Origin of the sequence: Geomonas propionica (assembly GCF_016458235.1) — a bacterium.
GTDB classification, from domain to species: Bacteria; Desulfobacterota; Desulfuromonadia; order Geobacterales; family Geobacteraceae; genus Geomonas; species Geomonas propionica.
On record NZ_JAEMHK010000011.1, the window covers coordinates 25010 to 39407 of the forward strand.

The window sequence follows — 14398 nt, forward strand, 5'->3', positions numbered from 1 at the left end:
CGGAGGAATTGTCATGTTATTTGAGACTATAGTGGTGGGGCCTTTGGGGGTGAACTGCTTCATCCTCGGGGATAAACAGAGTAACGAAGGGATGATCGTCGATCCCGGCGCCGACTGCGAGATGATCCTCGCCGCGGTGAACCATTTCGGCATCGAGATCAAGTACATCGTCAACACCCATGGCCACTTCGACCATATCGGCTGCAACCGCACCCTGAAGGAGAAGACCGGGGCGCAGCTGTTGGCCCACAAGGAAGACGTCCCGTTCCTGGTCAACGCCGCGCGCTCCGCCCAGAAGTACGGGCTTACCGTGGAGAACTCCCCGGAGCCGGATGCTTTCTTGACCGACGGTATGAAGCTGGAACTGGGGCGACGGGTGATCGAGGTGCTGCACACCCCGGGGCACACCCAAGGCGGATGCTGTCTCTACCTCGCCAACGAGAAGCTCGTGATTACCGGGGACACCCTGTTCGCCGACTCGGTGGGGCGCACCGACCTCCCCGGCGGCAGCCACCAGCAGCTGATCGACTCCATCAAGGCGAAGCTCATGCCGCTCCCCGACGACACCGTCGTCTGGCCCGGCCACGGCCCCTCCAGCACCATCGGGCAGGAGCGGAACTTCAACCCGTACCTCAACGAGTAGGGGGAGCACATGCTCAAAGGCAAGGAGATCGTTCTCGGGGTAACCGGCGGCATCGCCGTCTACAAGGCGGTGGAGCTGCTGCGCCTGCTGGTGAAGGCGGGCGCCAACGTGCACGTGGTGATGACCCAGTCCGCCACCGAATTCGTATCGCCGCTCACCTTCCAGACCCTGTCCCGCAACCCGGTGCACCTGGAGCTCTTCAACCTCATTTCCGAGGAGAAGATCGGGCACATCGCCCTTGCCGACCGCGCCGACCTCTACATCATCGCCCCGGCCACCGCCAACTGCATCGGCAAGCTGGCCAACGGCATCGCGGACGACCTCCTCACCACCACGGTCATGGCGACCAGGGCGCCGGTCCTGATCGCCCCCGCCATGAACGTCAACATGTACCGCAACAGCATCTACCGCGAGAATGAGGCGCGCCTGAAGCGGCACGGTTACCTCTTCGTCGCCCCCGCCTGCGGCATGCTCGCCTGCGGCTACGAGGGGGAGGGGAAGCTGCAGGCGCCCGAGGTGATCCTCGAGGAGGCCGTGGCGGCCCTGACCCCGAAGCGCCTCGCGGGAGAGAGGATTCTCGTCACCGCCGGACCGACGCTCGAGGAGATCGATCCCGTGCGTTACATCAGCAACCATTCCTCCGGGAAGATGGGGTACGCCATCGCGCGCCAGGCGCGGCTGAGGGGGGCGGAGGTGACCCTTGTGACCGGGCCGAGCTGCCTCACCCCGCCGGTCGGTGTGGAGGTGATCCGGGTCCGGAGCGCCCAGGAGATGCGGGACGCGGTGCAAGGGTGCCTCCCCCGGATCGACGTCGTCATCAAGGCGGCCGCCGTAGCGGATTATCGGCCCAAGACGCGCGCCGGCGAAAAGGTCAAGAAGAGCCAGGAGAGCCTCACCATCGAACTGGAGAAGAACCCGGACATCCTGGCTGAGCTCGGCGCCAACAAGGGGGAGCGGATCCTGGTCGGTTTCGCCGCCGAGACGCAGGACCTGGTCCGTAACGCCGGGGCGAAGCTCAAGGGGAAGAACCTGGATCTGGTGGTAGCCAACGACGTCTCCCAGGAAGGGGCCGGCTTCAACGTGGACACCAACATCGCCAAGTTCTTGTTCAGCGACGGCCGCGTCGAGGAACTCCCCATGATGGGCAAAGAGGAACTGGCGGGGGTGATCCTGGAAACGGTGGAAGGGTTGCGGGGAAAGCGGGGCGCGGGCGACAAGAAAAAGTCGTAGAACGGAGCGACACGCTGTAGGGGCGAATAATCATTCGCCCAGCTGCGCCGGAAGCATCCGCTCTGTTGGTAAATACGTCGGCGACGGAACTACTTTGACAGGATCTGCAGCAGCAGTTCTGGCTCGCAGATGGCTTCCTTCAGTTTCAGCTTCAATTCGTCGAGCTCGGCGTAAGCCTGCGGCTTGGTGATCTTCCCGGTGCGGTACAGAAGCCTCAGGTTCTTACGCACCGCCTCCGCCGCCGCCAGCGCTCGCTCCCCGGTGGGGTCGGCGTGGAAGAAGCGCGAGGAGTCGTCGTTGTTCAGGAAGTCGAACACCGCTTCCTGGGCCAGATGCATGTACTCCTCCCGGTCGTTTTCCTCGAGGGCGTAGCGCGAGGTGTCGGACAGGGTCTGCAGGATGCTCTGCCACTTCTCCAGGCGGCTCACCAGCAGGATGGAGTTGAAGATCTTCTTGTTGGTGCCGAAGGAGAAGATGGTGTCCGAGACAACCTTGCGCAGCAACTGGTCGTTGCTGGAGAAGTGTTCCAGCGAAACCTTCCTGGCGGTCTCCCAGATTTCCTTGTCCACGTAGTTCTCGAAGCGCATCTCCCAATAGGCGTGTTTCAGGGTGAGCGAGGAGAAGCTGCGCATCACCTTGTACGGGACGTAGTAGTTGTGGGCGATGCAGTCCGCGGCCAGGTGGGAGAGATACCCGTAGGCGCAGGCCTGCTGGGCGGGGTCGCTCGCCTTGTCCAGGACCCGGTGGCCGACGCTCCAGCGGTGGCAGTGGTGCAGGTAGTGGGTGAACTTCTTGCCCAGGGTGATGTCGGCGGCGATGGTGCCGTAGAGGAAGTCGTAGGGATGTGCCGAGATGATGGCGGCGACGGCCGATTTCAGGGCATCGAGGTTGTTCAGCACGTTCATGCCCAGTTGAAGGTGCACCCCGGCGCCCCAGGCGAGGGCCTGCTCGGGGAGCGCCAAGACAAGCAGGGATGTGACGAGAAGTAAAAGCGGCATGCATTCGAGCATAGTTAATGAAACCGGAAATGTAAAGGGGTTTAGGATGGCGGAGATGGAGGAGCGGGAGCTGTTGTTACGCTCGCTGAAGGGTTACCTGGGGGACCTGGCCGACAGCGGCGTGGACGAACTTGCCTTCGGTGCCGGACCCGTCGCGGCCGCCCCAGTGGTGGCAGTGTCCGCCGGGCCTGCGGCCGTGGCCGCTTCGGCTTCAGCCGCGAATCCCGTAGCGCCTGCCGAGCCGGTGCCGGGTGCCACATCCGCAGCGTCCGAAGTACCCCAAGTATCCACAGCCCCCGACTCTCCCGCGGGCGTTGAGCCGGTGTGCCGTCAGGAGGGGAACCCGCGCGCGCGCCTGCTTTTCCTGATGGCCGGCGCCGGGTACGCTGGAGCGGCCGGGGATCTGCTGGCCAAGATCATCGGCGCGATGAAGTTCAGCACCAACGACGTCTGCCTGCTCAGCTTCGATGCGGGGGGGGACGCCGCGGTTGGGGCGCGCAGCATCGCAGCAAGGATCAACACGGTGGCGCCTGAGGTGGTGGTCGCGCTGGGCGAGGAGGCGACCTCGCTGCTGCTCGGCCCACATGCTTCCCTGGAGCAGGTGCGCGGCCAATGGCAGGATGTCCGGGGGAGGGCGGTGATGCCGACCCTGCACCCCGAACTCCTGCTGGAGGACGAGGGGCTCAAGCGCCACGTCTGGGAGGACATGAAGCTTGTGATGCGCCGGCTGGCAGGGGCATCCTAGTGCGGGGTGGCGCACGACTTCAACCGGCCGCTTTCGAAGAGGGCGATGGGCTGCTGCTCGACGCACATCTTGCCGTCCACCTCGACCCGCGTGGCCAGGACGCAACTCTCCAGCTTCCCCGACTGGTAAAAGCTGATCAAGCCGTACTCATTGCAGACCAAGTTCTCGTAGTAGAAAAAGTTCTTGGTGATGCAGCTTTTCAGCATGCCCAGTTCATAGAATTCCGCGGTCGACAGCATGTTGCAGGTTACACCGCTCAAGATGGTGATGTCTTTCAGGTTGCACGATTTGAGATCGCCGTTGGGATAGTAGATGATGTCTGAACCGGGGTTGCAAATGGTCGCGTCCAGCGCCAGTGCCCGTTCCGTTCCGACAGACAGCAGGAACATCAGAATCAGCAGCATCTGCTTCATAGACCACCTCCAGCGACAGTATTGGTTCCCCGATTCACCCCGCCAAGTATAGAGTTCTTGATAGATAATTCAAACCTGTCGTGCGCCCCTTTTCTTGACTCCTAATGTTGATTAGCTATCCTTAATCGGTTCCAGGGTGGCAAATTTCAGCTAGAAAGGAGATCGTCATGGGAAAAGCGAAACGCATCGTCACGGTCCTTGTCAGCGCCTGCCTGCTCACTTCTTTGGTCGGGTGTACCCACACCCACACCACCAAGCACGAAACTGCGGGCGAGTACGTCGATGACGCTGCCGTCACCACCCGCGTCAAGGCTGCCATCTTCGACGAACTGGCGCTGAAGACCTTCCAGATCAATGTGACCACTTACCAAGGGGTGGTGCAGTTGAGCGGGTTCGTGGACTCGGCTGAGAATGCGAGAAGGGCGGGTGATATTGCCCGCGGTGTGAAGGGTGTCAGGGAAGTAAAGAACGACCTGATCACCAAGTAACGGCACAAAAAAGCCCCCTCCCTTTCGGGAGGGGGCTTTTTTCTTTAGTGATGAGCCCTGCTGTGGGATTTTGCCTGTCCGCTTGTCTGTTGTTTCGCCTTGCCTGACACCTTGCCGGATTTGGATTCGCCGGATTCCTCACTGCCTTTCCCGAAGGACTTCATGACGTCGGCCATGTTGCCGTATTCCCGGTCTTCCATTTTCTGGATTTCGTCGAGAACTACTTTCTCTGCTTTCATGTGCTGAGCATGTTTGAGTAGATCCTGTTTCTCAGCCGGGAAGTCAATGCCTTTGAGATGTTTTGTCACGTTCGCCGGTGAATGACCAGTGCCTCGGGTTGCCATAACTTCCTCCTTTTGCTGATGTACTTTTTCCCGATCACAAGTCGATTGTATTGAATTGGTTTTTTTTAATCAATACAAAAAGCCAGCTCACATTGACGCGGGAACAGTATCAGAACCAGTACTGTGCCAGCACCATCATGACACTGGTGCCGCATATGAACCAGGTGACGTAATCGCCGATGTAGCCGCTGTGGATGTGGCGCAACAGACCTACCGGACCGCGCAGCAGCCACTTGACCTGCTCTCTGTGCCGCCCCCGCAGCGCCCGGGGCCGAGGAATAGTGCGGCGATGGCCAGCGCCGTTACCGTGGTGGCCAGGGGGGCAGCGAGTCCCGGCCTTGTCTGCTGTTCCGGTTGAAGTATTGGCGTTGGCCGCCCTTGCAGTACCAGCGCGTGATAACTCGCACTGTCGACGAAACGATCCGCCGCTTCTTGGGCGACCAGCTGCAACTGCGGCAGCATCCCCGCCAGGAGGCAGCAAAGGAGCAGCATGATCCGAGGTATCGGGCCGTGGGAGTGACCGGTCTCCGATCCCTCTTCCCCGGTGGCGGGTGCCGAACTTGGAGAAGGCCTCGGGATGTCCCAGGCCGAAGAAGATGCCTCCAGCCGCGCGCAGCACGGTGCCCGCCGTCAGTGCGGAACAGAGCGACAACAGGGGCGACAGGTAGAGCGTCGGGAGCACGGCCACCGGGTCGGTGGGGGACATGATGGCACCAAAGAGCAGCGACTGGGCCAGCCCGACCTTGAGCCCCAAGAGGAGCGTGATGGCGTAAAATGCGGCGCCGATCGCCCCGGCCGAGACCAGCACCCCGGCCACGGCGAAGAGGGCGATGCTGAGCTTCACGTTGAGGAGTTCTTCCACCTTGACGAAGAGACCGCCGGTGAAGAGGAGCAGGCTCAGGATCCCCTGCAGGAACAGTACGTCGAAGTCGATGCGGCTCATGATCCGCTGCGCCGGGGTCATTACGTCGATCGCCAATGCGAGCAAAAGCCACAGCAACAGGGACAAGAGCAGGCTCTGCAGCAGGAGCCCCACGGTAGGCTCCAGTTTCAGGAAGCGGTAGTTGATGTAGGCGAAGGTCGCGGTGAGCGTGGTCAAGAGCGCCGTGATCTGGAAGACGCGCATCCGCTGTCACTGGGCCGTCTTGAGCCAGCAGCGCAGCATCTCCGCCACGCTCCAGGCCTGGGCGATGCATCCCCGCGGGTTGTAGGGCTGTTCGGCGTCGAAGATCTCGCTGATGGAGCCGATGCACTGCTGGTTCAGTTGCTGCACCAGGCCGTCCAGGAAGGCGCGCGCGGCGCCGACCTCTTCCGGGTAGAGCTTCAGCCAGGCATCGACGAAGGTGCCGATGAGCCAGGGCCATACCGTCCCCTGGTGATAGGCGGCGTCGCGGGCCCTGAGGTCGCCGTGGTAGGTCGGTTTGTAGTCGGGATGTCCGGGGGCGAGGGTGCGCAGACCAACCGGTGTCAGCAGGCGCTGGCGCACCGTGTCCAGCACATTGGACCAGCGTTCGCGCTCCAGGACCGGGTAGGGGAGCGAGATGGCGAAGAGCTGGTTGGGACGGCAGGCGTTGTCGTCGCCGAGTTCGCCGTCCACGACGTCGTAGAGGTAGCCGCCGTCGGTGTACCAGAAGCGCTGGTTGAAGGAGCGGTAGGTCTGGTCGGCGTAGGCGCCCAACTGGCGCGAGTACTGTTCGTCCCCCATATGCTCGGCCCACTGCTGCATCAGGCGCAAGGCGTTGTACCAGAGCGCGTTTAACTCCACCGCCTTGCCGCGCCGGGGCGTCACCACCCAGTCCCCGACCTTGGCGTCCATCCAGGTGAGCTGGTAGCCTTCGGCGCCCTGTTTCAAGAGGCCGTCGCTCGGGTCGACGCCGATGCCGAAACTGGTGCCGGACAGGTGCCGGTCGATGATCTCGCGCATCTGGGGCATGATCATGTGCAGCGTGGCACGGTCGTTGGTGTATTCCAGGTAGCGGTTCAGGGCGTGGAAGAACCAAAGGCTCGCGTCGGCGGTGTGGTACAACCCCTCGCTGTGCCCCTCGGGAAAGAGGTTGGGGATGAGCCCGTTCTTCACGTAGTGGGCGAAGGTGCGCAGTATCCACCCTGCCTCGGTGTGGCGCCCGGTGGCCAGGGTGAGCCCCTCCAGCGAGATCATGGTGTCGCGCCCCCAGTCGGTGAACCAGTGGTAGCCGGCGATCACTGTGCAGACTTCGTCCCCCATGGCGTGGGCGCGCACGCTTTCCTTGTGCCGCCCGGCAGGGGTAATGATGAACTGGTCGGTGGCGAGGACCAGTTCGGCAGGAAGCCCCTGGCGCGCCCTCGGATCCGCCGCGGCCAGGAGCAACCGGCGCCGCTCCCGTTCCATCTCCAGGGCTGCTGCCGGTGACAGTGCCGCGATGGTCTCCCAGGTCTCGGTCGAGGCGGTAAGCGCCGCGTCCTGGCCGATGCCGAGGTCCACCGCGAAGTAGCCGGCGGTCCAGAGCGTCCCCAGCGAGTCGTAGCCGCGGGAACTCTCGACGTCGTAGAAGATGTCGGTTTTATGTTTCTCCTCCAGGGTGAAGTTCCCCCTGCCGCCGTTGATGACCAGCCGAAGCTGCGGCGAGTTGGCGCCGGAGGAGATCTGGTAGCGGTTCTGCACCGCGGTGAACATGTAGGGATCGTCGGAGGTGATGTCCACCGAGGCGTCGTGGGGCCGGAACTGCAGGTAGGGTTGCAACTTCAGGCGCACCAGCTTGTCCCCGGAGATGAGGCGGTAGATCAGGTGCACCGTGTTCTGGCGATGCACCATGACCAGCTGCTTCTCGATCACGGTCCCGTTGATCTCGTAGCGCCAGACCGGCAGGCCGTCTTCCAGGCGGAACCCGGTCAGGTACTCCATGCCGTGAAAGTCGAGCCCCGCCTCCTTCTGGTCGCCGCCGAAGCGCACCATGCTTCCGTCCGGGAAGCGGATCGCCTCGGTTAGCCGGTTCAGCATCACGATGCGCCCCATGGGCGAAGGGTAGGCGGCGATGAGCAGGCCGTGGTAGCGCCGGGTCAGTGCGCCGCAGACGGTCCCGGAGGCGTATCCCCCGAGGCCGTTGGTCAAAAGCCACTCCTGCTCCAAGAGTTGCCGCGTCTTCACTTCCTCGTCGTGGCGGTCGAAATGAAATTCCCGCGTCACCGTGGTCATGACTGGTTCCCTCCTTCCGGCACCGGAATCAGTACCAGCGTTGCATACCCCTGCAGGCGCCAGAATTTCTCGGTGTCGAGCTTGGGCGTGCCGGAACCGCGGAACTCGATCTTTTCACTGCTCCAGAGTATCTCCCAGGCGCACCCCAGGGGCGGGGCGAGCATCGGCTCCGGGATCGGCACCAGATGCTGTTCGCGCCCCAGGTTCACCAGCACCAGGCGCTGCTCCTCTTGCAGGAAGTAGCGCAGCAAAAAGCCCGTAGTTCCCAGCACCGCCCCCTCGATATGACAGGTGTAGCCGCGACTGAACACCGGATCCTCACGTCGCAGCCGGATCAAGTCGCGGTAGAGCGCATAGACCTTGCCGTGGCGCTCCCGCTCCCTCAGGTCCAGGCGCGACTGCTGGAAGGTCTCCAGTTCGTACGGCTTGTCGATGGTTTCGATCACCTCGGGGGAGTCGACGTTGGTGAACTGTTTCAGGAACTCGATGCGGCCGGTGTGGACCTGCTGCGAGATTTCGGGATTGAGATCGGCGAAGTAAAGGAAGGGGGCGCTGGCGGCGAACTCCTGCCCCTGGAAGATCATCGGGGTCTGGGGGAGGAGCAACAGCAGTGCCGTCATGGCGCGCAGGCCCGCAGGGTTGGTGAGCCGGTCGATGCGAATACCCCAGGCTGAGTTGCCGATCTGGTCGTGGTTCTGGATGTAATTGATATAGCAACTCGGGCTTTTGCCCAGGGTGGGGGAGCCGCGCCGTTTCCCCTGCCAGAAGTAGAACTGTCCTTGGAACAGGTAGCTCCACTTGGCGCAGGAGATCATCTCCTGGGGAGAACCGAAGTATTCGGAGTAGTAGGCGTCGTGATAGCCGGTGAGGGCGACGTGGGCACTGTGGTGGAAGTCGTCGTTCCAGACCCCGTCCATGCCGAAGCCCCCTTCCTCCCTGGGGCGCAGGCAACGGAAGTCCTGTTCCTCGTTTTCCGCCACCAGCAGCAGCCGGCGCTTGCCGGCGTGCTCCCGGACCCGGCTGGTGATGTCCCCCAGGATATGGATCTCGGAATTGTCGATGATGGCGTGGGTGGCGTCGAAGCGCAGTCCGTCGATGTGAAATTCGTCGATCCAGTAGGCGGCGTTGGCCATGAAGAATTCGCGCACCGGGCCGCACTGCCTGCCGTCGAAGTTCATCACCTTACCCCAGTCGCTTTCATGCTCGCCGTAGTAAAAGTCGGAGTAGCGGGCCAAGTAGTTCCCCTCGGGGCCGAAGTGGTTGTAGACCACGTCCAGCAAGACGCCCAGCCCGAGGCTGTGGGCGCGGTCCACGAAGCCGCGCATGTCGTCAGGCTTGCCGTAAAGGCGGGTGGGGGCAAAGTGGTTCACCCCGTCGTACCCCCAACCGAACCGGCCGGGGAAGTCCGCCACTGGCATCACCTCGACCAGGGTGATGCCGAGGTCCTTAAGTGCCGGGAGTTGCTCTTCAGCCGCGCGCCACGTCCCCTCCATGGTGAAGGTGCCCAGGTGCAGCTCGTAGATGACGTGCCCCTCGCGCTCCACCCCGGTCCACTCCTGATCGCTCCAGGAGAAACTGTTTGGGTCGATCACCTGGGAGGGGCCGTGCGGCCCCTCGGGCTGGAAGCGGGAGGCGGGGTCGGGGAAACAGTCGCCGCCGTCGAGGCAGTAACGGTAACGCGAGCCGACAGCTGCGTCGCGGCAGGTGCCGGAAAAGTAGCCACCTTCCTCCGGGGCGAGGACAGTCGACTGCGGCGCCGGAGTCCCCTCGAGCACCACCTCCACCTCCATGTGCCCGGGCGCCCAGACCCTGAAATGCACCCCTTCCGGCATCACTTCCGCACCGATCGGCATCCTTCTCTGTACCGAAGCCATCACCCCTCCCGAGCCGTCCACTGTTCGGAAAAATTAACACGCTTTAAAATAACACACTCCGCGAATTTTAAAACCGAAGCGGGGCCGGGCCTTCTTCATGTGCCTTCCTTTCCTTTGCGGGAAGGGAGCGAATGACGCAACTGTTTGCGACGGGAGGGGAGGCAACCACCGCCATGTCCGCCATCTTATTGGGGGAAAGAGCTGTTTTTTGCGTGAACTGGTTTGACAGAAAATCCGTCACTGCTAGTATTGAGTTTTGTTAATTTGAACTGATTAATTTTGTATTAATTAGATGACCGCTACCGCAGATATCTCACCCCTTAGGGAGGATCCTATGTCAGGGAGCGTTCTTATCACCGGGGGGGCCGGTTTCATCGGTTCCCATCTGGCGGACGAGCTGCTGCGTCACGGCTACCGGGTGCGCGTGCTGGACAGCCTGGTGCCGCAGGTTCACGGTCCCGATGCCGGCCGGCCGGCGTACCTCGACCCCGAGGTCGAACTGATCAAGGGAGACATGCGGGATCCGGCGGCGGTGCAAAAGGCGCTGGCCGGCACCGAGGCGATATTCCATTTCGCCGCCATGGTCGGGGTAGGGCAGAGCATGTACGAGATCGAGCGCTACACCTCGGTGAACAACTGCGGCACCGCTGTGCTGCTCGAGGCGATGGCACAGGCTAAGGGTGAGCGCAAGCTCATCGTCGCCTCCAGCATGAGCATCTACGGTGAAGGGCGTTACCGGGACGGCAGCGGGGCGTATTACGACAACGTGAGAAGGGAGGTCGGGCAGCTGCAGCGGGGGAGTTGGGAGCCGCTGCTTAAGGAAAGCGAACCTCTTATTCCGGTCCCCACCCCGGAAGAGAAAGCACCCTCGCTCGCCTCGGTGTACGCCCTTTCTAAATATGACCAGGAGCGCATGGCGCTTATCGTCGGCGGGTGCTACGGCATCCCGGTGATCGCGCTGCGCTTTTTCAACGTCTACGGCACCAGGCAGGCGCTGTCCAACCCCTACACCGGCGTCTTGGCCATCTTCGCCTCCAGGCTCATGAACGGCAACCCGCCGCGCATCTTCGAGGACGGCCGGCAGCAGCGCGATTTCGTCAGCGTACACGACGTGGTCGCCGCCTGCCGCCTGGCGCTGGAGGTGGACCAGCAAAAGCAGCAGCTCTTCAACATAGGCAGCGGCGCCAAGATCTCGGTGCTGCAGGTGCTTGAGCGTTTTTGCCAGGTGCTCAACATCGACTCCATCGAGCCGGAGATTACCGGCAGCTACCGCGCCGGCGACATCCGCCACTGCTTCGCCGACATCACCAGCGCCAAAGAGGTGCTGGGGTACGCCCCCCGGGTCAGCTTCGAAGAGGGGCTCCGGGAGCTGGCGGGATGGCTGGAAGGGGAAGTGGCGATAGACAGGGTCGCCCAGGCGCACGCCGAGCTGGCCCAGCGGGGATTGACCCTATGAGCCGGCCGGTTGTGGAGTCGCTGCCGGAGAAGTTCGGCATGGTCGAGTGGTTCCGTCCCGGGGAGCGGGAGCGGGTGGAGCGGGTGCTGGCGGACATGAAGAAGCTCGGGGCGAAGCGTCTGCGCACCGGCATCTCTTGGGCCGACTGGTACACCAGCGAGGGGAAAGAATGGTACGAGTGGCTGGTGCCGCGCCTTTGCAGTGAGGTGGAGCTCCTGCCCTGCGTGCTCTACACCCCTCCCTCCATCGGCGTCGAGGCCAAGACCTCCTCTCCTCCCAGAAGGCCCCGTGACTACGCCGACTTCATCGATCTCTTCATCACTGCCTTCGGGGAACATTTCGAGTACGTGGAACTCTGGAACGAGCCCAACAATTTAAGCGAATGGGACTGGACCCTCGATCCCCACTGGACCGGCTTCGGCGAGATGATCGGGGCGGCGGCGCACTGGGCCAAAAAGCGCGGCAAGAAGACGGTTCTGGGCGGGATGAGCCCCATTGACGGGCACTGGCTCTGCCGCATGTTCGACTTAGGCGTCATGGAGTACATCGACGTGGTGGGGATCCACGGCTTCCCGGATATCTTCGACTACACCTGGAAGGGGTGGGGGAGAAACATCGCCATGGTGCGGGAGATCCTGGACCAGCACGACTCCCCCTGCGAGATCTGGGTCACCGAGGCCGGCTTCTCCACTTGGCAGCACGACGAGTTCAAGCAGGCCCGGGTCTTCCTGGAATTCCTGGAGGCCCCGGCGCAGCGGCTGTACTGGTACGGCGCCGACGATCTGGACCCGGGTCTGGCCGCGGTGGACCGTTTCCATCTGGACGAGCGCGAATACTATTTCGGCTTCCGCAAGGCGGACGGTACACCGAAGCTGCTCTACCGCCTGCTCGAGGAGGGGAAAGTGACGGCGCTGAAAAAGGTGGGGCAAGTGGCGACGGCGGCACCGGCTCGGGCCGGCTCGACTGCGGAAAAGGCGATCCTCGTCACCGGCGGGGCCGGCTTCATCGGCACCAACCTGGTGCACCACCTGACCCGCGAGGGGCAACGGGTCATCGTCTATGACAACCTGTCGCGGCCCGGCGTGGAGGAGAACCTCCTCTGGCTCAAGGAAACCTGCGGCGACCGGCTCGAGGTGAGGATCGCCGACACGAGGAACCACCTGGCTCTGCACGACGCCATCACCCAGTGCTCCCACGTGTATCATTTCGCCGCCCAGGTCGCAGTCACCACCAGCATCGACAATCCCGCCGCGGACTTCGCCATCAACGGGCAGGGCACCTTCGCCCTTCTGGAGGCGATCCGCACCGCCAAGGAGCGTCCCTCCCTGTTGTTCACCTCGACCAACAAGGTCTACGGCGGCATCGAGGGGTGCCGCATCCGGAAAAACGGCGCGCGTTACGAGCCGCTGGACCCGGAACTTCAGCGCTATGGCTTCGGCGAGGGGACGCCGCTTGATTTCCTGAGCCCTTACGGTTGCTCCAAGGGGTGCGCCGACCAATACGTGCTCGACTACGCCCGCAGCTTCGGCATCAACGCCGCCGTGTTCCGGATGAGCTGCATTTACGGCCCGCACCAGTACGGCACCGAGGACCAGGGGTGGGTGGCCCACTTCGCCATCCGGACCCTGAAAGGGGAGCCCATCACCCTCTACGGCGACGGTTACCAGGTGCGCGACCTCCTCTTCGTCGAGGACCTGGTGGACGCCATGTGCCGCGCCGGTGCGATGATGCCGCAGATCTCCGGCCAGGCCTTCAACATCGGCGGCGGCACCGACCGCGCCGCGAGCCTTCTGGAACTTTTGGAGCTGTTGCGCGATCTGCACGGCTCCCTACCCCAGATCAGCTTCGACGACTGGCGCACCGGGGACCAGCGCTACTACGTCTCCGACACCAGGAAATTCGCAACGGCAACCGGTTGGACCCCGCGCCATTCCGTGCGGGAGGGGGTGGAGCGGCTCTATAGCTGGCTTTGCCAGTCGATGAGCGTCCCGCAGCGCCCCGTGGAGGACACCAAGACAAAAAGCTACCCGGCATCGGGTGTGGAGGCCATGTGATGAGCGAGATGATGCAGGCGGCGGTGATCACCGGCCCGGGCGAGGCCGCCGTGCAACTGGTGCCCCGGCCGGAACCGCAGGCGGGAGAGGTGCTGGTGGCGCTGGAGGGATGCGGTGTCTGCGCCTCGAACCTGCCCTTATGGCAGGGGCGCACCTGGTTCAATTACCCGGCGCTTCCCGGTGCCCCCGGGCACGAGGGGTGGGGGCGGGTGCGGGCGCTGGGAGAAGGGGTGCAGGGCGTGCATGTGGGGGATCGGGTCACCTTCCTTTCCTACAACGCTTACGCCCAGTACGACATGGTGCGGTCGGACGCCCTGGTGAAGATCCCGGCCTCTCTGGACGGGCAGCCTTTCCCGGGAGAGCCGGTCGGCTGCGCCATGAACGTGTTCCGCCGCTCCGCCATCGAACCGGGGCAGACCGTCGCCCTGATCGGGGCGGGGTTTTTGGGCGCCATCTTCACCGCGCTCGCCACGGCGCGCGGCGCGCGCGTGATCGCCATCTCGCGGCGCGGCTTCGCCCTGGAACTCGCCAAGCGCTGCGGCGCCGAGGAGACCGTGGTCCTGGACGACCACCAGCGGGTCATGGATTGGGTGCGGCAGTTGGCCGGGGAGCGCGGCTGCGACCGGGTCGTGGAGGCAACCGGGCACCAGTGGCCGCTGGATCTGGCCGGGGAACTGGTGCGGGAAGGGGGTAAGATCGTCATCGCAGGGTATCACCAGGACGGTCTGCGCCAGGTCAACCTCCAACTCTGGAACTGGAAGGGGATCGACGTCATCAACGCGCACGAGCGCGACCCGCGGGTCTACCTCGAGGGGATCCGTGCCGGCATTGCCGCCGTGGAGTCGAGGATGTTCCCGCTTAAGGAGCTGATCACCCACAGTTTCACCCTGGCAGAACTGGGACGCGCCTACCAGGCGCTGGAAGGGCGTCCCGACGGATTCCTAAAAGGGATGATCCGCATTGAGCATTAAGAAAGGGGAA

13 protein-coding genes are annotated in these 14398 nt (G+C 63.3%); 7 read left to right on the forward strand and 6 right to left on the reverse strand.

Annotated elements, in window-relative coordinates; translation table 11 throughout:
• Positions 1-13 precede the first annotated feature (13 nt).
• Both JFN90_RS14550 and coaBC read left to right on the forward strand, forming a co-directional pair.
• On the forward strand, positions 14-643 hold the full coding sequence (locus JFN90_RS14550; RefSeq protein ID WP_199395849.1) for an MBL fold metallo-hydrolase: 630 nt from the start codon (positions 14-16) through the stop codon (positions 641-643).
• A gap of 9 nt (positions 644-652) precedes the next feature.
• Positions 653-1873 (forward strand): bifunctional phosphopantothenoylcysteine decarboxylase/phosphopantothenate--cysteine ligase CoaBC, encoded by a 1221-nt coding sequence (coaBC, locus tag JFN90_RS14555; protein WP_199395850.1) that lies wholly within the window; start codon positions 653-655, stop codon positions 1871-1873.
• Positions 1874-1962: 89 nt separating this feature from the next.
• On the opposite strand, the gene JFN90_RS14560 is transcribed toward coaBC, so the two are convergent.
• Positions 1963-2883: a zinc dependent phospholipase C family protein gene (locus JFN90_RS14560; protein WP_199395851.1), complete on the reverse strand. Its 921-nt coding sequence runs from the start codon at positions 2881-2883 to the stop codon at positions 1963-1965.
• Between the two features lie 34 nt (positions 2884-2917).
• Here JFN90_RS14560 and JFN90_RS14565 point away from each other — a divergent pair, with 34 nt between their 5' ends.
• A complete protein-coding gene (locus JFN90_RS14565; protein ID WP_199395852.1) occupies positions 2918-3616 on the forward strand; it encodes a uracil-DNA glycosylase family protein in 699 nt (232 codons plus the stop codon).
• Here the strand turns inward: JFN90_RS14565 and JFN90_RS14570 are convergent.
• Positions 3613-4029, reverse strand: coding sequence for a hypothetical protein (locus tag JFN90_RS14570; RefSeq protein ID WP_199395853.1), 417 nt, complete (start codon positions 4027-4029; stop codon positions 3613-3615). The genes JFN90_RS14565 and JFN90_RS14570 overlap by 4 nt on opposite strands.
• 167 nt (positions 4030-4196) lie before the next feature.
• Here JFN90_RS14570 and JFN90_RS14575 point away from each other — a divergent pair, with 167 nt between their 5' ends.
• A complete protein-coding gene (locus JFN90_RS14575; protein ID WP_199395854.1) occupies positions 4197-4517 on the forward strand; it encodes a BON domain-containing protein in 321 nt (106 codons plus the stop codon).
• Between the two features lie 44 nt (positions 4518-4561).
• Here the strand turns inward: JFN90_RS14575 and JFN90_RS14580 are convergent, their stop codons facing one another.
• The 4 genes from JFN90_RS14580 to treZ form a co-directional block, all read right to left on the reverse strand.
• Positions 4562-4861, reverse strand: coding sequence for a DUF2795 domain-containing protein (locus JFN90_RS14580; protein WP_199395855.1), 300 nt, complete (start codon positions 4859-4861; stop codon positions 4562-4564).
• A 109-nt stretch (positions 4862-4970) separates the two neighbouring features.
• Positions 4971-5987: a cation:proton antiporter domain-containing protein gene (locus tag JFN90_RS14585; RefSeq protein ID WP_199395856.1), complete on the reverse strand. Its 1017-nt coding sequence runs from the start codon at positions 5985-5987 to the stop codon at positions 4971-4973.
• A 6-nt stretch (positions 5988-5993) separates the two neighbouring features.
• A complete protein-coding gene (locus JFN90_RS14590; RefSeq protein WP_199395857.1) occupies positions 5994-8033 on the reverse strand; it encodes an amylo-alpha-1,6-glucosidase in 2040 nt (679 codons plus the stop codon).
• Complete coding sequence (gene treZ / locus JFN90_RS14595; RefSeq protein WP_199395858.1) at positions 8030-9907, reverse strand: malto-oligosyltrehalose trehalohydrolase; 1878 nt, start codon at positions 9905-9907, stop codon at positions 8030-8032. The genes JFN90_RS14590 and treZ overlap by 4 nt, the downstream gene beginning before the upstream one ends.
• Before the next feature lie 334 nt (positions 9908-10241).
• Between treZ and JFN90_RS14600 the strand changes: the two genes are divergently transcribed.
• From JFN90_RS14600 to JFN90_RS14610, 3 genes are read left to right on the forward strand one after another with little or no spacing between them, the layout of a single operon-like run.
• On the forward strand, positions 10242-11363 hold the full coding sequence (locus JFN90_RS14600) for an NAD-dependent epimerase/dehydratase family protein (RefSeq protein WP_199395859.1): 1122 nt from the start codon (positions 10242-10244) through the stop codon (positions 11361-11363).
• Positions 11360-13417 (forward strand): NAD-dependent epimerase/dehydratase family protein, encoded by a 2058-nt coding sequence (locus tag JFN90_RS14605; RefSeq protein ID WP_199395860.1) that lies wholly within the window; start codon positions 11360-11362, stop codon positions 13415-13417. Before JFN90_RS14600 ends, JFN90_RS14605 begins: the two co-directional genes overlap by 4 nt.
• Positions 13417-14388: an MDR/zinc-dependent alcohol dehydrogenase-like family protein gene (locus JFN90_RS14610; RefSeq protein ID WP_199395861.1), complete on the forward strand. Its 972-nt coding sequence runs from the start codon at positions 13417-13419 to the stop codon at positions 14386-14388. Before JFN90_RS14605 ends, JFN90_RS14610 begins: the two co-directional genes overlap by 1 nt.
• Positions 14389-14398 lie beyond the last annotated feature (10 nt).

Excerpts from the sequence above, each read along its gene's own strand:
- JFN90_RS14580 (WP_199395855.1), bottom strand. The coding sequence starts at position 4,861 with ATGGCAACCCGAGGCACTGGTCATTCACCGGCGAACGTGACAAAACAT.
- coaBC (WP_199395850.1), top strand. The coding sequence starts at position 653 with ATGCTCAAAGGCAAGGAGATCGTTCTCGGGGTAACCGGCGGCATCGCC.
- JFN90_RS14590 (WP_199395857.1), bottom strand. The coding sequence starts at position 8,033 with ATGACCACGGTGACGCGGGAATTTCATTTCGACCGCCACGACGAGGAA.
- JFN90_RS14600 (WP_199395859.1), top strand. The coding sequence starts at position 10,242 with ATGTCAGGGAGCGTTCTTATCACCGGGGGGGCCGGTTTCATCGGTTCC.
- JFN90_RS14550 (WP_199395849.1), top strand. The coding sequence starts at position 14 with ATGTTATTTGAGACTATAGTGGTGGGGCCTTTGGGGGTGAACTGCTTC.
- JFN90_RS14585 (WP_199395856.1), bottom strand. The coding sequence starts at position 5,987 with ATGCGCGTCTTCCAGATCACGGCGCTCTTGACCACGCTCACCGCGACC.
- JFN90_RS14560 (WP_199395851.1), bottom strand. The coding sequence starts at position 2,883 with ATGCTCGAATGCATGCCGCTTTTACTTCTCGTCACATCCCTGCTTGTC.
- JFN90_RS14610 (WP_199395861.1), top strand. The coding sequence starts at position 13,417 with ATGAGCGAGATGATGCAGGCGGCGGTGATCACCGGCCCGGGCGAGGCC.
- JFN90_RS14565 (WP_199395852.1), top strand. The coding sequence starts at position 2,918 with ATGGCGGAGATGGAGGAGCGGGAGCTGTTGTTACGCTCGCTGAAGGGT.
- JFN90_RS14575 (WP_199395854.1), top strand. The coding sequence starts at position 4,197 with ATGGGAAAAGCGAAACGCATCGTCACGGTCCTTGTCAGCGCCTGCCTG.
- JFN90_RS14605 (WP_199395860.1), top strand. The coding sequence starts at position 11,360 with ATGAGCCGGCCGGTTGTGGAGTCGCTGCCGGAGAAGTTCGGCATGGTC.
- treZ (WP_199395858.1), bottom strand. The coding sequence starts at position 9,907 with ATGGCTTCGGTACAGAGAAGGATGCCGATCGGTGCGGAAGTGATGCCG.
- JFN90_RS14570 (WP_199395853.1), bottom strand. The coding sequence starts at position 4,029 with ATGAAGCAGATGCTGCTGATTCTGATGTTCCTGCTGTCTGTCGGAACG.